At 41.8% G+C, this 18,234-nt stretch carries 20 protein-coding genes; 7 read left to right on the top strand and 13 right to left on the bottom strand.

Annotated features, from left to right (window positions below; all coding sequences use genetic code 11):
• Window positions 1-48: 48 nt before the first annotated feature.
• From CUU64_RS04625 to CUU64_RS04605, 5 genes are all read right to left on the bottom strand, one after another.
• A complete protein-coding gene (locus tag CUU64_RS04625) occupies window positions 49-1,020 on the bottom strand; it encodes a PstS family phosphate ABC transporter substrate-binding protein (RefSeq protein ID WP_101632107.1) in 972 nt (323 codons plus the stop codon).
• 220 nt (window positions 1,021-1,240) lie between these two features.
• The gene (locus CUU64_RS04620; protein ID WP_101632106.1) at window positions 1,241-3,412 is read right to left on the bottom strand and encodes a peptidoglycan D,D-transpeptidase FtsI family protein; all 2,172 of its coding nucleotides are present in this window, start codon (window positions 3,410-3,412) and stop codon (window positions 1,241-1,243) included.
• Between the two features lie 123 nt (window positions 3,413-3,535).
• Complete coding sequence (locus CUU64_RS04615; RefSeq protein ID WP_101632105.1) at window positions 3,536-4,759, bottom strand: MFS transporter; 1,224 nt, start codon at window positions 4,757-4,759, stop codon at window positions 3,536-3,538.
• A 236-nt stretch (window positions 4,760-4,995) separates the two neighbouring features.
• Window positions 4,996-5,604: a superoxide dismutase gene (locus tag CUU64_RS04610; RefSeq protein WP_101632104.1), complete on the bottom strand. Its 609-nt coding sequence runs from the start codon at window positions 5,602-5,604 to the stop codon at window positions 4,996-4,998.
• Between the two features lie 142 nt (window positions 5,605-5,746).
• Window positions 5,747-6,232, bottom strand: a complete 486-nt coding sequence (locus tag CUU64_RS04605; RefSeq protein WP_101632103.1) for a DUF456 domain-containing protein — start codon at window positions 6,230-6,232, stop codon at window positions 5,747-5,749.
• Between the two features lie 202 nt (window positions 6,233-6,434).
• Here CUU64_RS04605 and CUU64_RS04600 point away from each other — a divergent pair, with 202 nt between their 5' ends.
• Window positions 6,435-7,208 carry a DUF1189 domain-containing protein gene (locus tag CUU64_RS04600; protein WP_101632102.1) on the top strand — a complete coding sequence of 258 codons (774 nt, stop codon included), beginning with the start codon at window positions 6,435-6,437 and terminating at the stop codon, window positions 7,206-7,208.
• Between the two features lie 66 nt (window positions 7,209-7,274).
• On the opposite strand, the gene CUU64_RS04595 is transcribed toward CUU64_RS04600, so the two are convergent.
• Both CUU64_RS04595 and CUU64_RS04590 read right to left on the bottom strand, forming a co-directional pair.
• Window positions 7,275-7,592: a hypothetical protein gene (locus CUU64_RS04595; RefSeq protein WP_101632101.1), complete on the bottom strand. Its 318-nt coding sequence runs from the start codon at window positions 7,590-7,592 to the stop codon at window positions 7,275-7,277.
• On the bottom strand, window positions 7,556-8,272 hold the full coding sequence (locus tag CUU64_RS04590) for a methyl-accepting chemotaxis protein (RefSeq protein WP_142383594.1): 717 nt from the start codon (window positions 8,270-8,272) through the stop codon (window positions 7,556-7,558). Before CUU64_RS04590 ends, CUU64_RS04595 begins: the two co-directional genes overlap by 37 nt.
• A gap of 228 nt (window positions 8,273-8,500) precedes the next feature.
• Here CUU64_RS04590 and CUU64_RS04585 point away from each other — a divergent pair, with 228 nt between their 5' ends.
• Window positions 8,501-8,827, top strand: coding sequence for a LysM peptidoglycan-binding domain-containing protein (locus tag CUU64_RS04585; RefSeq protein WP_101632099.1), 327 nt, complete (start codon window positions 8,501-8,503; stop codon window positions 8,825-8,827).
• Between the two features lie 131 nt (window positions 8,828-8,958).
• Window positions 8,959-10,071, top strand: a complete 1,113-nt coding sequence (ispG, locus tag CUU64_RS04580; protein WP_101632098.1) for a flavodoxin-dependent (E)-4-hydroxy-3-methylbut-2-enyl-diphosphate synthase — start codon at window positions 8,959-8,961, stop codon at window positions 10,069-10,071.
• 61 nt (window positions 10,072-10,132) lie between these two features.
• On the opposite strand, the gene CUU64_RS22465 is transcribed toward ispG, so the two are convergent.
• A complete protein-coding gene (locus CUU64_RS22465) occupies window positions 10,133-10,531 on the bottom strand; it encodes a DUF4190 domain-containing protein (RefSeq protein ID WP_257985427.1) in 399 nt (132 codons plus the stop codon).
• Window positions 10,532-10,665: 134 nt separating this feature from the next.
• Here CUU64_RS22465 and CUU64_RS04570 point away from each other — a divergent pair, with 134 nt between their 5' ends.
• Window positions 10,666-11,232, top strand: coding sequence for a 5' nucleotidase, NT5C type (locus CUU64_RS04570; protein ID WP_101632097.1), 567 nt, complete (start codon window positions 10,666-10,668; stop codon window positions 11,230-11,232).
• Window positions 11,233-11,301: 69 nt separating this feature from the next.
• Here the strand turns inward: CUU64_RS04570 and CUU64_RS04565 are convergent, their stop codons facing one another.
• From CUU64_RS04565 to CUU64_RS04555, 3 genes are read right to left on the bottom strand one after another with little or no spacing between them, the layout of a single operon-like run.
• The gene (locus CUU64_RS04565) at window positions 11,302-11,715 is read right to left on the bottom strand and encodes a Fur family transcriptional regulator (RefSeq protein WP_101632096.1); all 414 of its coding nucleotides are present in this window, start codon (window positions 11,713-11,715) and stop codon (window positions 11,302-11,304) included.
• A gap of 5 nt (window positions 11,716-11,720) precedes the next feature.
• Window positions 11,721-12,563, bottom strand: a complete 843-nt coding sequence (locus CUU64_RS04560; protein ID WP_101632095.1) for a metal ABC transporter permease — start codon at window positions 12,561-12,563, stop codon at window positions 11,721-11,723.
• Between the two features lie 18 nt (window positions 12,564-12,581).
• Complete coding sequence (locus CUU64_RS04555) at window positions 12,582-13,349, bottom strand: metal ABC transporter ATP-binding protein (protein ID WP_101632094.1); 768 nt, start codon at window positions 13,347-13,349, stop codon at window positions 12,582-12,584.
• A 184-nt stretch (window positions 13,350-13,533) separates the two neighbouring features.
• Between CUU64_RS04555 and CUU64_RS04550 the strand changes: the two genes are divergently transcribed.
• On the top strand, window positions 13,534-13,794 hold the full coding sequence (locus tag CUU64_RS04550) for a DUF2624 domain-containing protein (protein WP_101632093.1): 261 nt from the start codon (window positions 13,534-13,536) through the stop codon (window positions 13,792-13,794).
• A gap of 81 nt (window positions 13,795-13,875) precedes the next feature.
• Here CUU64_RS04550 and CUU64_RS04545 read toward each other — a convergent pair whose 3' ends face one another.
• Both CUU64_RS04545 and CUU64_RS04540 read right to left on the bottom strand, forming a co-directional pair.
• Window positions 13,876-14,769 (bottom strand): deoxyribonuclease IV, encoded by an 894-nt coding sequence (locus tag CUU64_RS04545; RefSeq protein ID WP_101632092.1) that lies wholly within the window; start codon window positions 14,767-14,769, stop codon window positions 13,876-13,878.
• 27 nt (window positions 14,770-14,796) lie between these two features.
• The gene (locus CUU64_RS04540; RefSeq protein ID WP_101632091.1) at window positions 14,797-16,110 is read right to left on the bottom strand and encodes a DEAD/DEAH box helicase; all 1,314 of its coding nucleotides are present in this window, start codon (window positions 16,108-16,110) and stop codon (window positions 14,797-14,799) included.
• 348 nt (window positions 16,111-16,458) lie between these two features.
• Between CUU64_RS04540 and vrrA the strand changes: the two genes are divergently transcribed.
• Window positions 16,459-16,965, top strand: a complete 507-nt coding sequence (vrrA, locus tag CUU64_RS04535) for a VrrA/YqfQ family protein (protein ID WP_180954462.1) — start codon at window positions 16,459-16,461, stop codon at window positions 16,963-16,965.
• Window positions 16,966-17,144: 179 nt separating this feature from the next.
• Window positions 17,145-18,089, top strand: coding sequence for a 4-hydroxy-3-methylbut-2-enyl diphosphate reductase (locus CUU64_RS04530; protein WP_101632089.1), 945 nt, complete (start codon window positions 17,145-17,147; stop codon window positions 18,087-18,089).
• Window positions 18,090-18,234: the final 145 nt, after the last annotated feature.

Below are 18,234 nucleotides of genomic sequence, written 5' to 3'. Positions count from 1 at the left end.
TTTGCTTCCCTCCCGGCTCATTATGTTAATTCCTAATAAGCGAACCCCTTATTTCTGCAATTCTTTTAATTTATCAAGATCTTTTTTGTACTCTTCTTCAGGAAGCTTTACATAACCAACTTCTTCTGACATATCACCTGCATTTTCAATGACGAATTCTGCGAAGTCAGAAACTTGTTCTTTATCGGCAACCGCCTTATTTTTCACGTAAGTGAACAATGGCCTTGATAAAGGTGTATATTCCCCGTTTTTAATTGTTTCGTGTGTCGGCTCAATAGCGCCGTTACCGCCATCGACTTTTACTACCTTCAATTTATCTTTGTTAGCTGCATAGTACGCAAATCCAAAGTAACCAATTGCATTTTTATCGCCTTCAATACCTTTTACGAGCTGGTTGTCATCTTCAGAAAGCGTAGCGTTGGATACAATTGGCTGTTCCTCTAAGATTACTTCATTGAAGTAATCATAAGTTCCTGAATCAGTTCCAGGAGAGTAGAATTTAATTTCTTCTTTTGGCCATTCAGGGCGGATATCAGACCATTTTTTTGGTTTGCCTGTGTCAACCCATAATTTTTTCAGTTCATCTACTGTCAAGGAGTCGATGAAATCATTTTCTTTATTCACAACGACTGACAAGCCGTCAAATGCTAATTTAAGTTCTGTGTACTCAATTCCTGCTTTTTCAAGTCCTGCTTTTTCCTCATCTTTGATTGGGCGGGATGCGTTACTCATATCCGTTTCGCCGGCTATAAATTTCTCAAATCCGCCGCCAGTACCCTTTACCCCAACAGATACTTTAACTTCAGGCTGTTCAGCCATGTATTCTTCAGAGATAGCTTCCATGATTGGGAATACTGTCGAAGATCCATCGACTGCGACATTACCTGTAAGCTGTTCCCCTGATGATGATGATCCAGCTCCACCGCTTTTCTCAGAACCGCCATCTGAACCGCAAGCAGCTGTAAAAGCCATTACCCCGCTCATCATAGCTGTTAGTGCCATAAACTTAAAGCTTTTCATTTCTCGAATCCTCCTACGAGATATTAGTTGTTTTGTCCTACAAATTCATAGTAAAGCTTTTCTATTAACTCGGTTTTAACAGTTTGTAAAGGTTATGTAAATCGTGTTTAGAAAAATGTAAATATGGATAAAATTTAGGTTTAATCTGGGAAATATATAAATTCAGGCAAAAAAAACAACGCCTCCTTTTAAAAGAGGCGTCTAATTTATGCACTTATTATTAGTTTTGATTCTGCTGGCCTTCACTGGCTTCCGACTCTGTCGCCGGCGCTATCTTGGTGTTATCGATTTCTTCTGAGGTAGTCGTTTGGGCGGCCTTTTGTGCGCGTTCCTTTTTGAGTTCAAAGTATTTGTCCATTACCTGCATAGCCACTTCCTTGTTCATGGCGTGGCCGGGCTTTGACTGATAAGCCCAAGGGACAACGCAGGCAAAAGCAACTTCCGGATTATCGTAAGGAGCATATCCCACCAGGGTAAGATTGGTAGTTGGAACAGGCTCCTTAAACTTCTTCCTGTCTGGCCCGTCATAAAAAGCCTCTGCAGTCCCTGTTTTGCCTGCCGGCTTATATGATTTATTGCCGAAAAATGCTTCAGCGGTACCACCCTTTTCCTGCATAACGCGCCTGAACCCTTCTTGTACACGGGCAATTTCGCTTTCCGACATTGGCAGCCTGTTCAAGACGGTTGGCTCCACTTTTTGCATAACTGGCCCAAGTTTATCATGGTCATCAAGAGGGTGTCGGATTTCTTTAACGATATGCGGCTTCATACGGTTACCGCCATTGGCAATCGCAGATACATACTGCACCATTTGCATTGGCGTATACGTATCATATTGTCCAATGGAAAGGTCAAGAAGTTTACCTGAAGCTTTTTCCATTCCTTTAAATCCCGCCATCTCATTTGGAAGGTCAATACCTGTTCGTACACCTAACCCAAATTGCGCATAAATATCACGCATGGTATCGAAAGCTTCCGGCTTCGTTTTTAACGATTTGTTGGGTACATAGTTCCCTTCGCCAATATTTATAGCTGTCCGGAACATATACACATTCGAAGACTTCTTTAATGCATCGACATCATTCAGCAGCCCATAATCATGGACAGATCCTTTTGGCGGTGTACCCTTAATTCTGAGTTTCACGTCATTAAACACTGTACCCGGACTGATGGCCCCCGTATGGAAACCTGCCAGTACAGTGGCTCCCTTTACGGAAGACCCCATTGTATAGGAGGTTGAAATATTTCCTAATGCAAAATCTTCAATCTTCTGCTTGCCTGTTTGCTTGTCCTTCTTAATTTGCTTTCCAGCCATTGAGAGGATTTCACCCGTATTAGGGTCCATCATTACAATGAAAGCCCGGTCCAAGAGACTCGTATTCCCTCTTGCTTTTGCTTTTCTAAGCTCTTTTTCGAGGATTTGTTCCGCAGCAATCTGCAGATCTGTGTCGATGGTTAAAACCAGGTCCTTGCCGCGCTCCCCTTTGGAAACTTCCTGGGTTTCCACTACATTCCCTGATTTATCTTTAATATTTTTAACCTTTGCTTTCTGGCCATGGAGCACATCTTCATAGGCCATTTCTAGATAACTCGTTCCTACCCGGTCATTCCGGCTGTAATCTCTTGCAAGGAAATAATCAACCTTTTCTCTTGGGAGGCCTTCTTCAGAGGATGAAACATTCCCAAGTACCGTTTTTAAAGTTTTATCATATGGGTAAGCGCGGTCCCAGTCTGTAGTAATATCCACTCCTGGCAGGGAATCAAGGTTTTCGCTTACTCTTGCAAATTCCTCTTTCGTCACAGCTTTATTCTTAACGATTTGGGGAACCAGCTCCATTCCTCCGTTAAACTCACGGAAGATCGCAAGCACCTCGAGCTCTTGCTTCGTAAATGAATTGATTTCTTTTTCTGTTATCCGCTCTAGCTGCACCTCGTACAAATACTTCTCAGGTTTCTGTTTTTCTTCCACCAATTTTCGATCTTTGTTGGTGATTTTCGCTTCCGCCTGTTCAGGATTCTTTAAAATCCAGAAATCTTTTCGATCACGCTCGGTGATTTTGCCTGGATCCAGTTCAATATATTCTGCTAATTTCTCAGCCGTTTCAAGCATTTCCTGCGGTTTCGTGCCCTGATATCTTGTATAAGTGATCGCATCAAGCGGCACATTGTCTACCAGGACTTTGAGGTTACGGTCAAACATTTTGCCTCGAGGGACAGGACTGTTTACGGGCACCTCTTCCTTTTTGTCCAATTCCCGCTTATAATCATCGCCGTATACGATCTGGACGACGCCAAGCCGAAGGATCAAGACAGAAAATAAAATGAACACCAATAAGAAAAGCAGATTTAAACGAAAAGGAACATGCGTCTTTTTCTTCTTTTCCTTATTCACTTACAAGCCACACATCCTTTTTTAATTCCTATTATTCTTTTTTTATTTTATATAAAGATGCTGTTTATTTCTAGAATTTATTTCTGGATTTTGAAAATGAAAAAGCAGGGGGTTCCTTTCCCCCTACAGCGCCTCGCGTGCGATATGTGCCTTTCTCACAAAAAAGTAAATAAACAGATGGCCCGCTCCGATCATTAATAAAAAAATAGGGAGGCTCTCTTCCAGCCGGAAGAGTGTTACAGAGGCAATGAATCCTAAAATGGAGACGAATCGGCCAAGATGGATAAATACTTCCCTGACGACTATATATTCTATCCTCATTTCTGCCGCATTCCAGGCAGTGCCTATGACATCGTATGTCATTGATACATAAGGGACAAGCAAGACAGGATAAGCCACGGCTATTACTGCAGCATATATTAACAGCTTAGCGTAGCTTACATCATATGCGATCAAAAAAACTGCCGCGTATAGCATTACCCCTCCTGCCAGGATTGCTTTTTTTCTCATTGGCCCTTTTATGTAGCGTGAGGCAAGGAAATAAGCAACAGAAGATATGGCTGAATTGATCAATCCAAAGTTCCCGATCGCCATTTCGCTTCCTGTTTGAATGAAAACAAAAACCGAAATAACAAACATGAACGTCCCTTCTCTTATCCCCTGAAAAAAATTAGCGTTTGTGATCATTCGCCAGGATAAATTATTTTTTCTTTCCTTCCATATTTTTTTAAACGAATAACTTCCATCAGCAGGCCTTCTAACAAAAAAGAAGCTTAAAATCACTGAAATTGTAAACAAAGATAAAGATATGCCAAATATAATTGTATAGCCTGTATTTTTGGTAAGATTCGATATGATGTAACCGGCAAGGACCGGGCCAACCATCCCGCCGAAAGATGAAAGGATACCCAAAAAGCCGTTGAAAAAGTCTCTTGTTTCCGGCTCAGTTATTTCAAATGTCAACACATTGAACGCAAGCCAGTAAAACCCATAGCCAACTCCAAGCAGTCCTCCTAGCAAAACCAAAAATTCTGTCGCTCTACCTCCCACCAGCAGTACACATAGAAAAAAACTGGACAGGAAAATCACCCCAAGCCTCAATACAAAAACCCGGTCGATTTTTTTGGCAAGGCGTCCAGCCAGGATGAATGTGAAAGGCTGAAAAAAGACGATGGATAAGTTATAAATGCCAATATCAAGAAAATCACCTGATTGCTTCCATAGATATACATTGACGAACGTGTTCGACAAAGCTGTGCTAAGACTGTATAATCCGCCAATTAAGAGCAGCATGTACATATCTTTATTTACGGCACCAGCTCCAAACCATTTTTTTAAAATACCCATTGTTTGTCCTCTCCTTTTAGTTCTTCAATAGTGTTTGAAGAATTAAAGGCATTTATGTTAGCAAAATACTCAAATTAGCCCGACGTGCAATGGTGTCTCGCATGAATAATTATTGTCGTCCATTTACGAGGGTATGGTGCTGGATACTGTTTTTGTTGTTAACTTGAATGTATTCGCTAAATGCAAAAAAGCGGGATCCAAATTAAAATGGATTCCCGCTTTTTATTTAAAAACAATTACTTAGCTGCACTGTAGCGTTTTGAAACTTCGTCCCAGTTTACAACGTTCCAGAACGTGTTGATATATTCCGGACGACGGTTTTGGAATTTCAAATAATAAGCGTGCTCCCAAACGTCTAATCCTAGGATTGGCGTTTTACCTTCCATTAACGGAGAATCCTGATTAGGCGTGCTTGTTACTTCCAATTCGCCATTGTTAACTGCAAGCCATGCCCAGCCAGAACCAAAGCGTGTAGTAGCTGCTTTTGCAAATTCTTCTTTAAAGCTGTCAAAACTACCGAATTTACTGCTGATTGCATCAGCCAATTCACCTGTAGGCTGTCCACCGCCATTCGGAGACAGGATCTGCCAGAATAAAGTGTGGTTCGCATGTCCGCCACCGTTGTTACGTACAGCCGTACGTGCTGATTCAGGAACTGCATCAAGATTAGAAATTACTTCCTCAACGCTTTTGCCAAGAAGCTCTTCATTGCCTTCCAGGGCTGCGTTCAGGTTTGTTACGTAAGTGTTGTGATGCTTAGTGTGGTGGATGTTCATTGTTTCTTTGTCGATATTTGGCTCCAAAGCATCATACGCGTAAGGTAATTGTGGAAGTTCAAATGCCATAATAAATTCCTCCCTATGTAAAAATAGTTTACAGGCAAAAGAAAACGCAAGAAGCCAAAACAACTTCCTTAATTTCCTAAAGCTCGTTAGAAATAGAGTATCAAAGATTGGAAGCTGTTTCAAACGTTATGCTTTCATTTTATCACCGCAAAACAGCCAGTAAAAAATAACCTATCATAAATAGTTGTATGACTGCTTTAGCAAAGACACTGCTGATAAACCCGATCAGAGATCCCATGCCAATTTTCGTGGCTGTCCCTAAATCTGTCCTATGAACAACGATCTCAGCTAGTATGGCACCAACAAAAGGACCAATCAATAGACCAAATCCAGGGATGACAAAAGGTCCTATCAGTAACCCGATCGTGCTTCCCCAAATGGCAGCCCTTGATCCCCCATATTTTTTCACGCCGATCATGTTTGCGACATAGTCTGCTACAAACAAGAGAACGACAAGCAATACCTGTATCACCCAGAACACCCAATTAAATGGCTCGAAGGAGAACAGAAACCCATACAGCAGAATCCCGCCAAAAATGAACAGCACGCTTGGAATGACCGGAAACACAAGCCCGATAAAACCGATAATGAACGCGGCTGCGATCAAAATCCAATAAATCGTCTCCACAGCATCATCTCCCTTTTTCAGTTATTCCCCGTTGTTTCATTTCATAACCATTTATATAAACATACGTAACAAACAACCAATAGTTTCAGTTTTTTGTTCAATGTTGCCGGATTTTACGCCGTCATAATGATAAAGGGTTGTTTTGGACAACTATGCTAAGCTAAAATAGACTGTATGATTTCTATGTAAAAGGTGCTGAATCATGAATATGTTGAAACAGTTATTTGTTAGCTTATATTCTCCGAGAGACATTGCAGCGTTTCGAAGGCAAGGAATCGGGAAAACGATTGCTTTTGTATTTTTACTTACGATTTTCTCGATCATACCACCTGCGTATCACTTCAGTACCGCGGTAAAGAACGGGATTCAGGCTTTTAGGGAAACGATTCAAGAAGAATTGCCCTCCTTCGAAATTAAAAATGGAACTTTGGCCTCGGAAGCAGACGAACCGATTACGATTAATAAAAATGGATTCCGGATTGTCCTGGACGATACCGGGGAATTGAAAGGCAGCGATATTGCAGCTCAAATAGAAAACGGAATAGGAATACTTAAGAACGAGCTGGTATTTGTAACTGCAGGACAGATGCAGTCCAACCCTTATTCGATTATAGAAGGTTTCTCCATTACAAGTGAAGAGCTTGAACAATTTCTTGGTACAGCTGATTCGGCACTCTTCATTGTTTTACCTGTCATTATCGTCATTATGTACATTTTTACGGCAGCACTGAATTTCATTAAAATTTCGTTCCTTGCGGTATTTGGAATGATCTTTAAAAATGCATTGCGAAAGAATCTCGCTTACAGCGAGTCATGGAGATTAACAGCTTATGCGATTACACTGCCGACCATTTTCTTTGTGATTATGGATGCTTTCAAGGCCATCGTCCCTTTTGGGATTCTCATTAGCTGGTTTGTTTCCCTTGTAATGCTCTATTTATCAATTAAGGAAATCCCTGAAAACGAGGCTAAATAACAAGAGGCGTCCTCCCTTGGCGCCTCTTATTTGTTATGCGTTAAGATCTTCTTCGATTTGTTTAGACTATATTCCCGATAATTCATGGAGGGTTGCCCCTATCTCATATGTATCATTTAATTTGCGGGCCTGTTCATATGAACTAGCCAACATATTTTCAGCACTGGCACTTGTTTGCTGAGAAAGCGATACATAGTTTTCTGCAGCCTCCTCCATTTCAGGAATGGAATTATGCAGGTCTTTGAGTATACCCTCTATTTCGTGCAGCAGTACGGTTACTTCCGAGACATTACTGCCCCATACATCAATCGTTTTTTTGCTTAAGGCAGCCGTATAGATATTGGTTTTTAGACTGAATGCAATTTTTCCGAATTCTGCAGCCAATTGATTGGAGATACTCCCCACTTGGCTGCAATTGTGTATCCAATTTGTTCCGCTGCATTCGAGGATTTCACCGCATACTTTCTCACTTCATTGGCAATACTGAAGATCCCTTTCCGGCTTCCCCGGCGCGTGCTCTGCTCAGTGATCGGTTGAATTAACGAAAGAATCGATGTGACAGAAATGGAATGCGTTTTTAAACTATTGATAGTTATAATAGCGTTCCTAAACTCAAACTCAAACGATCCAAGACTGTCTGCAAGCTGTTTCATGTTATCTGTCCCGGACTCTGAGGATTCTTTCATCTCTTCACTTCGCGAAAAAATTGTTTCCATTCGCTCCATGACCCGGTATATGTCTTGCTTCATGTTTTGGAAAGCGAAGATGCTATTTTCAGCACTTGTTGCCGTCTCTTCAGCAGCCAATTTTACAATCTTCATCCCTTCCATTAAGTCATCATTTGTTCGGTTGACATTTTCAGAGGAGACTTGGAGAAGTGAGCCAGATTCGTGCAGATTGCCCGTTGTAGACCGAATGTTTTTCACAAGTAGGTGGAGTGACTCCATTAATGAATGAAAGCTTTTTATCAGAGACACGATCTCCGGGGAAGAATTCCCTGATTCAATGCTGACACTCCAGCCCCCTTCCCTTGCCTGTTTCATTGTTTCTCGAAGTCTGCCCAATCAAGAGTCGTGCTTTTAAATCCTTTTTGCTCCACATTCCCGTTATTAAATTCAGACTAATGTATCGCTTTATATCCATGTCACCCCCTCCTTCTAGGTATAATTATCCATAATAAGCATGAAGAAATTGTTAAGGAATGGTATTTTTTATAATTGTGCCCGATTTTGGGCATATAGAGGAATTTTCACCATATATATTTAATAAGATTAGCAGGGGGAGAGGGATGAATGAAACGTCTGCTGATTTTTCTAGCCACAAGTTTTTTGGGATTCATCGTTTACTTTGATTTAACGACTGGTACACTCCCGTCGACAGCAATTTTAACTGTAGAAAAAACAATAGATTACCCACAACACTCCGCAAAAACGTTCATGCCATATAAAGAAATAACCATAGAGCCTGGTGACACGTTACTTTCCATTGTCGAAAGGGAAGAAGGCTCTTTAGAGGTCTCAATAGAAAATGTCATTGCGGATTTCCAAAAACTGAATAACGGACTGAAGCCGGAGGATATGCTGATTGGGGAAAAGTATAAAATACCTTTGTATCATTGACAGGATTGTTCACATCTTCTTCGGGCCAACAGCCGAATTCTAATCCTTGTCAAGCTCCGCCCAACATTGATACAATATTTAAGGAACAAACAATCTTTATTATGATTTTTTCCTAAAGGAGAGAATTCACTTTGAGTGAAATTATACATCGAACAAAAACACGCCCAATAAAAGTTGGCAATTTGACGATAGGGGGCAATAACGAGGTCATCGTTCAAAGTATGACTACCACCAAGACCCATGACGTGGAAGCCACTGTCGCCGAGATCAAGCGGCTTGAAGAAGCCGGTTGCCAAATTGTACGTGTTGCATGCCCGGATGAAAGGGCCGCAAACGCGATTGCCGAGATTAAAAAACGGATTAATATCCCGCTTGTTGTTGATATTCATTTTGACTATAAGCTTGCATTAAAGGCAATTGAAGGGGGAGCGGATAAAATCCGTATTAACCCAGGAAATATCGGCCGCCGGGAAAAAGTAGAAGCCGTGGTAAAAGCAGCCAAGGAAAAAGGAATCCCGATCCGAATTGGCGTAAACGCCGGTTCATTGGAGAAACGTATCATTGAAAAGTATGGCTATCCAACGGCGGACGGAATGGTAGAAAGTGCTTTGCACCATATTAAAATCCTGGAAGACCTGGATTTCCATGATATCATCGTTTCAATGAAGGCCTCAGATGTCAATTTAGCGATCGAAGCCTATGAAAAGGCGGCTAAAGCGTTTGATTATCCGCTTCACCTTGGGATCACAGAATCAGGGACCTTATTTTCGGGAACCGTTAAAAGTGCGGCCGGATTAGGTGCAATATTAAGTAAAGGTATTGGGAATACGTTACGTGTTTCTTTGAGTGCCGATCCTGTTGAAGAGGTTAAGGTGGCAAGGGAATTACTTAAATCCTTCGGCCTGGCTTCTAATATGGCGACGTTAATATCATGTCCGACATGCGGAAGGATTGAAATCGACTTAATTAGCATTGCAAATGAAGTGGAAGAATATATCCAAACCATTAAAGCACCAATTAAGGTTTCTGTCCTCGGCTGTGCCGTTAACGGACCAGGAGAGGCGAGGGAAGCCGATATTGGCATTGCCGGTGCCAGGGGAGAAGGCTTGCTGTTCCGCAAAGGAAAAATTGTCCGAAAAGTACCGGAAGAAACAATGGTAGAGGAACTTAAGAAAGAGATTGACAAGATTGCTGAAGAATATTACGAAAAGCAGAGAAATGAACAAATTGAACCAATCTTGTAAGTGGTTTTTATAAAAGGAATGCTTGGATTCATTCGAATCCAAGCATTTTTATGTGCCCTAGTTAAAAAAAAGGGAGAATGAAAACACCTACAATGATTGACACAGCTCCAATGCCGATTGCCCATGCACCCAGAGTATCAGCCCCTCTTCTTCGTGCCAAGAAGCCAAGTATGATCCCTGCAGCTCCAAATAAGAATGGCATCATAAAAAGAGATAGAATAGATAAGGCTAGAGCTCCATAGCCGATGGCAGAACCAGCAGCTCTTTGTCCCTGGGCCTGGTCTCCACCCTCGCCTGTGGAAGTTGTGATTGGCCGGGGCCCTGCAATTTCTGCTGCCGTTTCTTCCCGGTATTGTTCCTGTTCTCTAGATTCTGTATTCGCAGCGAAATTTCTACCTGCGTGTGGATTGGTATTCGATTTATCATCGAGACTGGAATAATCGTTACGGGTCTTGTCCATCATGCATCCCTCACTTTTTGTTGGTAGGAGCATTACTTAGTGTATGTGATTTTTATCAAATTCCACTTGAAAAAGGTTTCATCCCATGGATAGTATTTCATGGGTTAACTAGCGGTATACAGGAGATGGTAATGATGAAAAAATGTTTTGGAATCGATATAGATGGGACCGTTACCCGGCCAGACTCGATGGTGCCATTCTTAAATAAAGCATTTCAATTAAATTTGGCATATGAAGATATAACGGAGTATGAACTGACTCCGTTTGTGAATATTTCGAGTGAAGTGTTCGCTGAATGGTTTGTGAAAAATGAACCCGCGATTTATTCCGGTTCTAAGATGGCAGATGGAGCAAAACAAGCACTAGCAAAATGGGCAACCCTTGCCGAGTTATACTTTATCAGTGCGCGCCGCAATGATCTCATGGAAATTACGGAAACATGGTTTAATAGACACGAATTGTGTTACCACCATATTGAACTGATTGGCTCACATGATAAAATTGATGCCGCTAAGCGATTTGGTGTAGATATTTTTTTCGAGGATAAACATGATAACGCGGTTGCCATTGCCACCGAATGCGGCATTCCGGTCATTTTGTTTGATACACCGTACAATCGGAAACCTGTTCCCGAACAGGTTATCAGGGTGAATGATTGGGCAGAGGCAGAAAAGTGGGTTGAAAACTGGTTGAAGGGCTAAGAATAAAACATGTATCTATCCATCAGCTATTTCAAAAACCCTGTGGAAAAATAAGTCACAGGGTTTTTGTTAATTAATGCACTGAGGGCATCGCCCATATATTTCAAACTTATGGCCAGAAATATCGTATTCCCGCAAGCTGGACTCCAATCCACTCATTGGGCACGCTTCAATTTCCTTCGTTCTTCCACAGTCCATACATATAAAGTGGTGATGATGATTTTCTTTGCCGCAGGAAAATCTGAAATGCTTTTCTCCTGCTAATTCAGTCATTTCTAAAATACCAAGCTCGACAAATAGCGAAAGATTTCGATATATGGTATCAAAGCTTAAACCCGGATAATCCTCTTTCATGGCCTCCAAGACATCCTTCGCCGTTAAATATTTATTGCTGTCCGAGAAGAGCTGCAGCATCTCCTCCCGTTTCCCTGTATGCTTAAACCCTTTCTCCTTTAACAACTCCATGGCTGTGGTCACATTCATACCCTTCACCCCGCCTTTACTAGCTTTTCTTTGCCGATGAGGATTACGGCAACCAACAAAGCTACACTAATCATCACAATAGTCCCGCCCGGCGCAAGATCCACATAATAAGATAAAAATAACCCTATAATGACTGATATTTCCCCGAATAAAATAGAAAAGAAAATGGTTTGTTTAAATCCTTTGGCAATACGGAGGCTTGCAGCTACAGGAAGTGTCATAAGTGCCGACACCAGCAATATGCCGACAATTCTCATCGATACCGATATAACCAACGCCACCATAATTATAAAAATAAAATGTATCGATTTAGATGGGATTCCCGATGCACGTGCGTGCTCCTCATCGAAAGACAAAAGGAACAATTCCTTAAATAAAAGGATGATCGTAAGGGCGACAACACAGAAAACGGCTAACACCATCCACAAATCGGTTCGGCTGACCGCACTCACACTCCCGAATAAGTAACCATACAAATCTGTATTAAAGCCATCAGCGAGGGAGATAAAGACGACGCTTAATCCAATCCCTCCTGAAAGTATGATCGGGATCGCCAATTCCTGATAATGTCTGTATACATTTCTTAACCGCTCAATAAACATCGATCCTGCCACCGAGAATGCCATCCCTAAGTATAATGGATTGAGTCCCGCAAAAGCAGTAAATTTTTTTTCGAGCAGCAAACTAAATGCAATGCCCGCAAGTGTTACATGGCTTAACGCATCTGCAATAAGGGACATCCGGCGTACGACAACGAACACACCTACAAGAGGTGCAAGCGCTCCGATTATTATTCCTGTAAGAAACGCATTTTGTAAAAACTCAAATTGAAATATCCCCGAAATCATCGGTTTTTCCTCCACAAATTAATGATTATGGCTAAGCAACTGGATGCCTGTGCCATACATCAATGAAAGCTGCTTTTCATCCATTGACTGATACTCCTCTGCGCCGCCATGAAAATGTAATCTTTTGTTTAAACAGGCGACATGGCTGACTTTATCTGTTACCGTCCCTACATCATGGGTGACAAGGACTAAGGTGATCCCTGATTTTTTGTTAAGCTCCCCAAGCAATTCATAAAATTCATGAACATGCTTGGAATCCACACCAACAGTGGGTTCGTCGAGAATTAAAAGCTTTGGCTCACTTACCAAGGCTCGGGCAATAAATACCCTTTGCTGCTGGCCTCCGGATAATTCGCCGATATTCCTGTCTTTGAAACCAAGCATGCCAACAGACCTCAATGCATCCAATACCTTGTCTCGATGTTCCTTTTTTGGTAAGGAAAATAATCCGATTTTTTTTGCCAAGCCGCTTTGGACCACTTCAAACACCGAAGCAGGAAAGCCCGAGTTAAACGAGTTAGCTTTTTGAGAAACAAATCCTACCTGGTCCCAGTCTTTGAACATGCGGATGTCTTTTCCAAACAAGCTGATCGTGCCTGACTGCAGTTTTAACAACCCAAGGATTAATTTAAGCAATGTCGATTTACCGGATCCGTTCGGCCCTACAAGTGCCAAAAAAGCTCCATCTGGAACATTAAAGGAAACATGTTCTAGCACAAGATCGGACGCATATTTATATGAAATATCTTTTACTTCAATGATTGTCTTTTTTTGACTAATCTCCATAGGAGTCTCACCCTTTTTTCAGAATCATTACGATTTACACAAAGTAGTATAAAGGAAATGGGGGCTAATTGTAAAGAAGCAGGACTTACCGGTATGGTGTATTTCATAATTACAATTAATTTATAGGATTGTCTTTGGTCACTTGAATACATTACCTTCATATGTTAGTTGCAGGGGTGATTGTATGAAGTTATTTGAAATGATGATCAACCATAAGGTAAACACCATAACAACTGATGAACTTCTCCGACTGGCAAAGCAATACAAAGTAAATTTGACAGCAAAACACGCGAAGACGGTAGCTGGGATTGTTGCGGGAAAAAATATCAATGTATTTAATAAGGCTGAAAGAATGAAGGCTCTAAAGGAGATTGAAGCGAAAACAGGGCTCGCAACAGCAAACGAGCTTGAAGAAATTTTCAAGCAGCTGACCGCGAACATGTGACAATGCTTGGTTCACAGAGAAGGTTTCGGCTCATTCAATAATTTTATTTATGAATGAGCCGAGACCAAAGAGAGTGCAGAATTATCCTCTCATGATGTTATCTAGAAGATTTTCGTCGAATTCCATTTTTCTAAGCATTTCAATCTCATGTAAATAAGGAGCTTTTTTATTTTTTTTATCTTCCCCTACAAAAGGTGTTTCTAAAATTTTTGGAATGTCCAAGAGCTGTGGATGGTGGACGATATAGTTTATGGCTTCAAAACCAATCTGGCCAATCCCAATATTTTCATGGCGGTCCTTGCGCATTCCCCTCGCATTTTTGCTGTCATTGATATGAAGAACCTTGAGTTTTTCAATGCCAACGATTTTATCAAACTCATTAAGTACCCCGTCAAAGTCTTCTACGATATTGTATCCGGCATCATGGGTATGGCAGGTATCAAAACATACGGACAACTTGTCGCTGAGATTTACCCCGTCCATAATCATGGCTAGCTCTTCGAAAGTTTTACCGCATTCAGAGCCCTTTCCTGCCATTGTCTCAAGCGCAATCTGTACCTTCTGTTCTCGCGTAAGGGCTTCATTTAACCCTTCTATAATCTTCTTTATACCTTTTTCTGTACCCTCGCCAACATGGGCCCCCGGATGAAGGACGATCTGTTTTGCCCCAATGGCCTCTGTGCGCTCAATCTCGCTTCTTAAGAAATTAACACCAAGCTCGAAGGTGTCCGGGTTTACGGAATTTCCAATGTTTATGATATACGGTGCGTGTACCACGATTTCATCAATCCCGTTTTGCTCCATATGCATTCTGCCAGCTTCAATGTTAAGGTCTTCTATCTTTTTCCTTCTTGTATTTTGAGGAGCCCCGGTATAAATCATGAATGTATTTGCACCGTAGGATACAGCCTCCTTGCTGGCCGCTAAGAGCATATCCTTTCCGCTCATGGATACATGGGATCCAATCTTTAACATATCATTTATTCCCCCAATTTGTATAATCTATTTCTTTTTCTGGATACGGCGCTGGCGTTTTTTGAAGCTTTCTACTTCCCTCTGGATCTTCTTTTTATATCCTGGCTTAACCTTGGCCGGTTTTTTGACTACAGTTTTCGCTTTTACATCGATATCTGTTTCCTGCTTTTTGCGGTTTTTGCGCTTATTTCGCTCTTCCATATCTACCCATTCATCATTTTGGAGATCGACATTTCTAAACTGAATCCCCATTTTTTCAAGCCGGGCCAGCGAATCCTCATCAGAGGTTTCATATATGGTTGCAGCAATGCCGGAATATCCAGCGCGGGCGGTTCTTCCAGTGCGATGCACATAAAAATCAAGGTCTGCGGGCAATTCAAAATTGATAACATGGCTTACGCCTTCAATGTCGATACCCCTGGAGGCTAAATCAGTAGCAACAATATACTGGTACTCAAGGCTGCCGATTTGCTTCATCATTTTTTTGCGTTCACGCGGACTAAGGTCCCCATGGATACGGCCAACACGGAGCCCTCTTTCTATCAATGCATCCGCGACCTCGTCTGCCATTTTCTTCGTGTTTGTAAACACAATGGCAAGGTATGGATTGTATTTTACAAGGATATCGTGTAGAAGTTGACGCTTATCCCTGTGGCGGAGCGGCACTAAAATATGTTCGATTTTTTCGGCTACAGTCTTTTTCGGATCGACATGGATATGCTTAGGGTTTTCCATGTATTTCTTTAGAAATGGTTTCAGCTTTTCCGGAATGGTTGCGGAAAAAACAAGCATTTGGATATCTTGGGCCATCCGGGATGCGAACTTGTCGACATCCTCAATAAAGCCCATATCAAGCATGAGGTCCGCTTCATCGACCACAAGCGTGGTTGCGGAGTACACTTGAAGCGCCTGCTCATCAACCATGTCTTTAATTCTTCCCGGTGTCCCTATTACAAGATGCGGCTGTACTTTCAGCTTTTCAATTGTTCGCTGCTTGTCCGTACCTCCCACAAGCAACCGTACCTGCACCGGCTCATTGGAAGGAAAATGCTCTGCGATTTTTAGAGCTTCCTGATAGATTTGATTCGCAAGCTCTCTCGTGGGTGCGGAAATGATAGCCTGCACTTCTTCTTTGGCGGCGTCCAGGTTGTTCATTACCGGAAGGAGATAGGAATGTGTTTTTCCTGTCCCTGTTTGAGATTGCCCGATCAGACTGGTACCCTTAAGGGCGGAAGGAATTACCCGTTCCTGGATTTCTGTCGGCTTATCAAAGCCTAACGCTTCCACCGCTTCTATTAGATAGCTATGTAGCTGGAATCCTTCAAATTTATTCTGCATCATTTAAAACTCCTTTATAGAAAGGCTTGGAATAAAGTCCGAACCTTTGACATGTCCTGTTATTATAATAAATCCAAGCAAAAAAAACTACCGTTACTTACTTTTGTGATCTTCCTGGATAAACGAGCACGTTTTTTGAGGCCAAGCTCTTTAAATGACTCAAACATTTTTAATGTCACAGCATAATCTATTATGAATGAAATAGATATTTATGGAAGGAGCTATGATATGCCCCCGGTAAGAAATAATGTGTATAGATTAGACGGAGGGAGGAGCCCATCCTTTAAAGGTGTCAAAAACAAGAAAGGAAAACTCAGAAAAGGTTCTAGCAGTAGGCAAAGCAGGCCTCTAATGGCAATCGGAAATCCCACCGCACCAAAGACAATACAGCAACAATCAAATGGCGGATTAATCTCTAAATTGCTAGGAAAGTCTAAATCGACACACCCCTCCAATGCTTCCTTATTCAGCAGCCCATCAAGCTCCGAAGCTGGAAGTGATATTCTCCAGGCATTAAAAGACCCCGCCAAACTTAACTCAATGATCGCAAATACCCAAAAAGTTCTCTCTGCTGCAGAACAAATCGGGGCCATGGTACAGCAATATGGTCCTCTTATAAAAAATCTGCCGGAAATGTGGAAAATCTATCGCAGCATGAGCGATTCCGATGATTCTGATGAACCTGAAGAGGAAGAAATTGAAGTTAAGGAAAAGAAAAAGACTACCAAGCCGAAATCTAAGAAAGTAAAAAAACAAGATCAGGAAAGATCCCGAAAGCGGCTGAAAATTGATGATGGCAAAAAAAACAAGGAAACGCGCAAGGAAACGGACGATCCCTCTCCAAAGCTATATATTTAGAATCTGTCTGATATAGTAGGCTTATACCTGAATGCAGCATCCACAACTGCATTCTTTTCTTTGCCCCCGGCAGGGGCCAGTCTGTCTTACCCGCTATTTACTTTGTATAATAAGGCTCCGTCTTATATAATATAGAATAGCAAGTATGGAGTTTTCCGTTTGCTTAGAGGAGGAATATGATGAAGGTTCTTAAAATATCGCCTCGCGGATATTGCTACGGAGTTGTCGATGCAATGGTAATCGCCCGCAATGCCGCTCTAGATAAAACACTGCCCCGCCCCATATACATTCTAGGGATGATTGTCCATAATAAACATGTTACCGATGCTTTTGAAGAAGAAGGTATCATTACACTGGACGGGAAAAACCGAAAAGAAATCCTGGAAAAGGTAAATGGCGGAACTGTCATTTTCACTGCACACGGAGTGTCCCCGGAAGTAAGAAAGATAGCAGAGCAAAAAGGTCTCGTGACAATTGATGCAACCTGTCCGGACGTAACTGCCACACATAACTTAATCCAGGAAAAAAGTGACTTGGGCTATCAAATTATATATATTGGCAAAAAAGGCCACCCAGAGCCTGAAGGTGCTGTTGGAGTCGCACCTGACAATGTCCATCTTGTCGAAACCGTAGAGGATGTAGAAGCGCTTACGGTAAATAACGAGCGGATAATTGTCACAAATCAGACGACAATGAGCCAATGGGATGTCATGGATATTATGGATAAGGTAAAAGAAAAATACCCTCATGCGGAAGTCCATAAGGAAATTTGCCTGGCGACCCAGGTCCGCCAGGAAGCAGTGGCCGAGCAGGCAAGTGAGGCGGATGTACTCATCGTCGTGGGAGACCCGAAGAGTAATAACTCAAACCGCTTAGCGCAAGTTTCGCAAGAAATTGCTGGAACAAGGGCATATCGGGTTGCCGATATTAGCGAACTCGAACTTGAATGGCTAAATAATGCAACAACAGTTGCAGTTACAGCCGGTGCATCTACCCCCACACCGATTACAAAAGAGGTCATTGCATTTTTGGAACAATTCAATCCAGAAGATGAAACAACCTGGGTTCGGGAAAAAAAGATTCCCTTGACAAAAATATTGCCTAAAGTAAAAGCTAAAGCATAAAAAAACAGGCATTTACAATGCCTGTTTCAGATTGTCGACAAAAGGGGTTCGGAATGGTTTCATTCCGAACCCCTTTTTGGGCATTTCTTCTATATGTTTTATCTCAAGGGTGAACTGGACCTCTCTTCGTTTCATTTATTAGGCT

This window comes from Bacillus sp. V5-8f (assembly GCF_002863565.1).
In the GTDB taxonomy this organism is placed as follows: domain Bacteria; phylum Bacillota; class Bacilli; order Bacillales; family DSM-1321; genus Peribacillus.
This window is presented reverse-complemented; position numbering and strand designations above follow the sequence as displayed.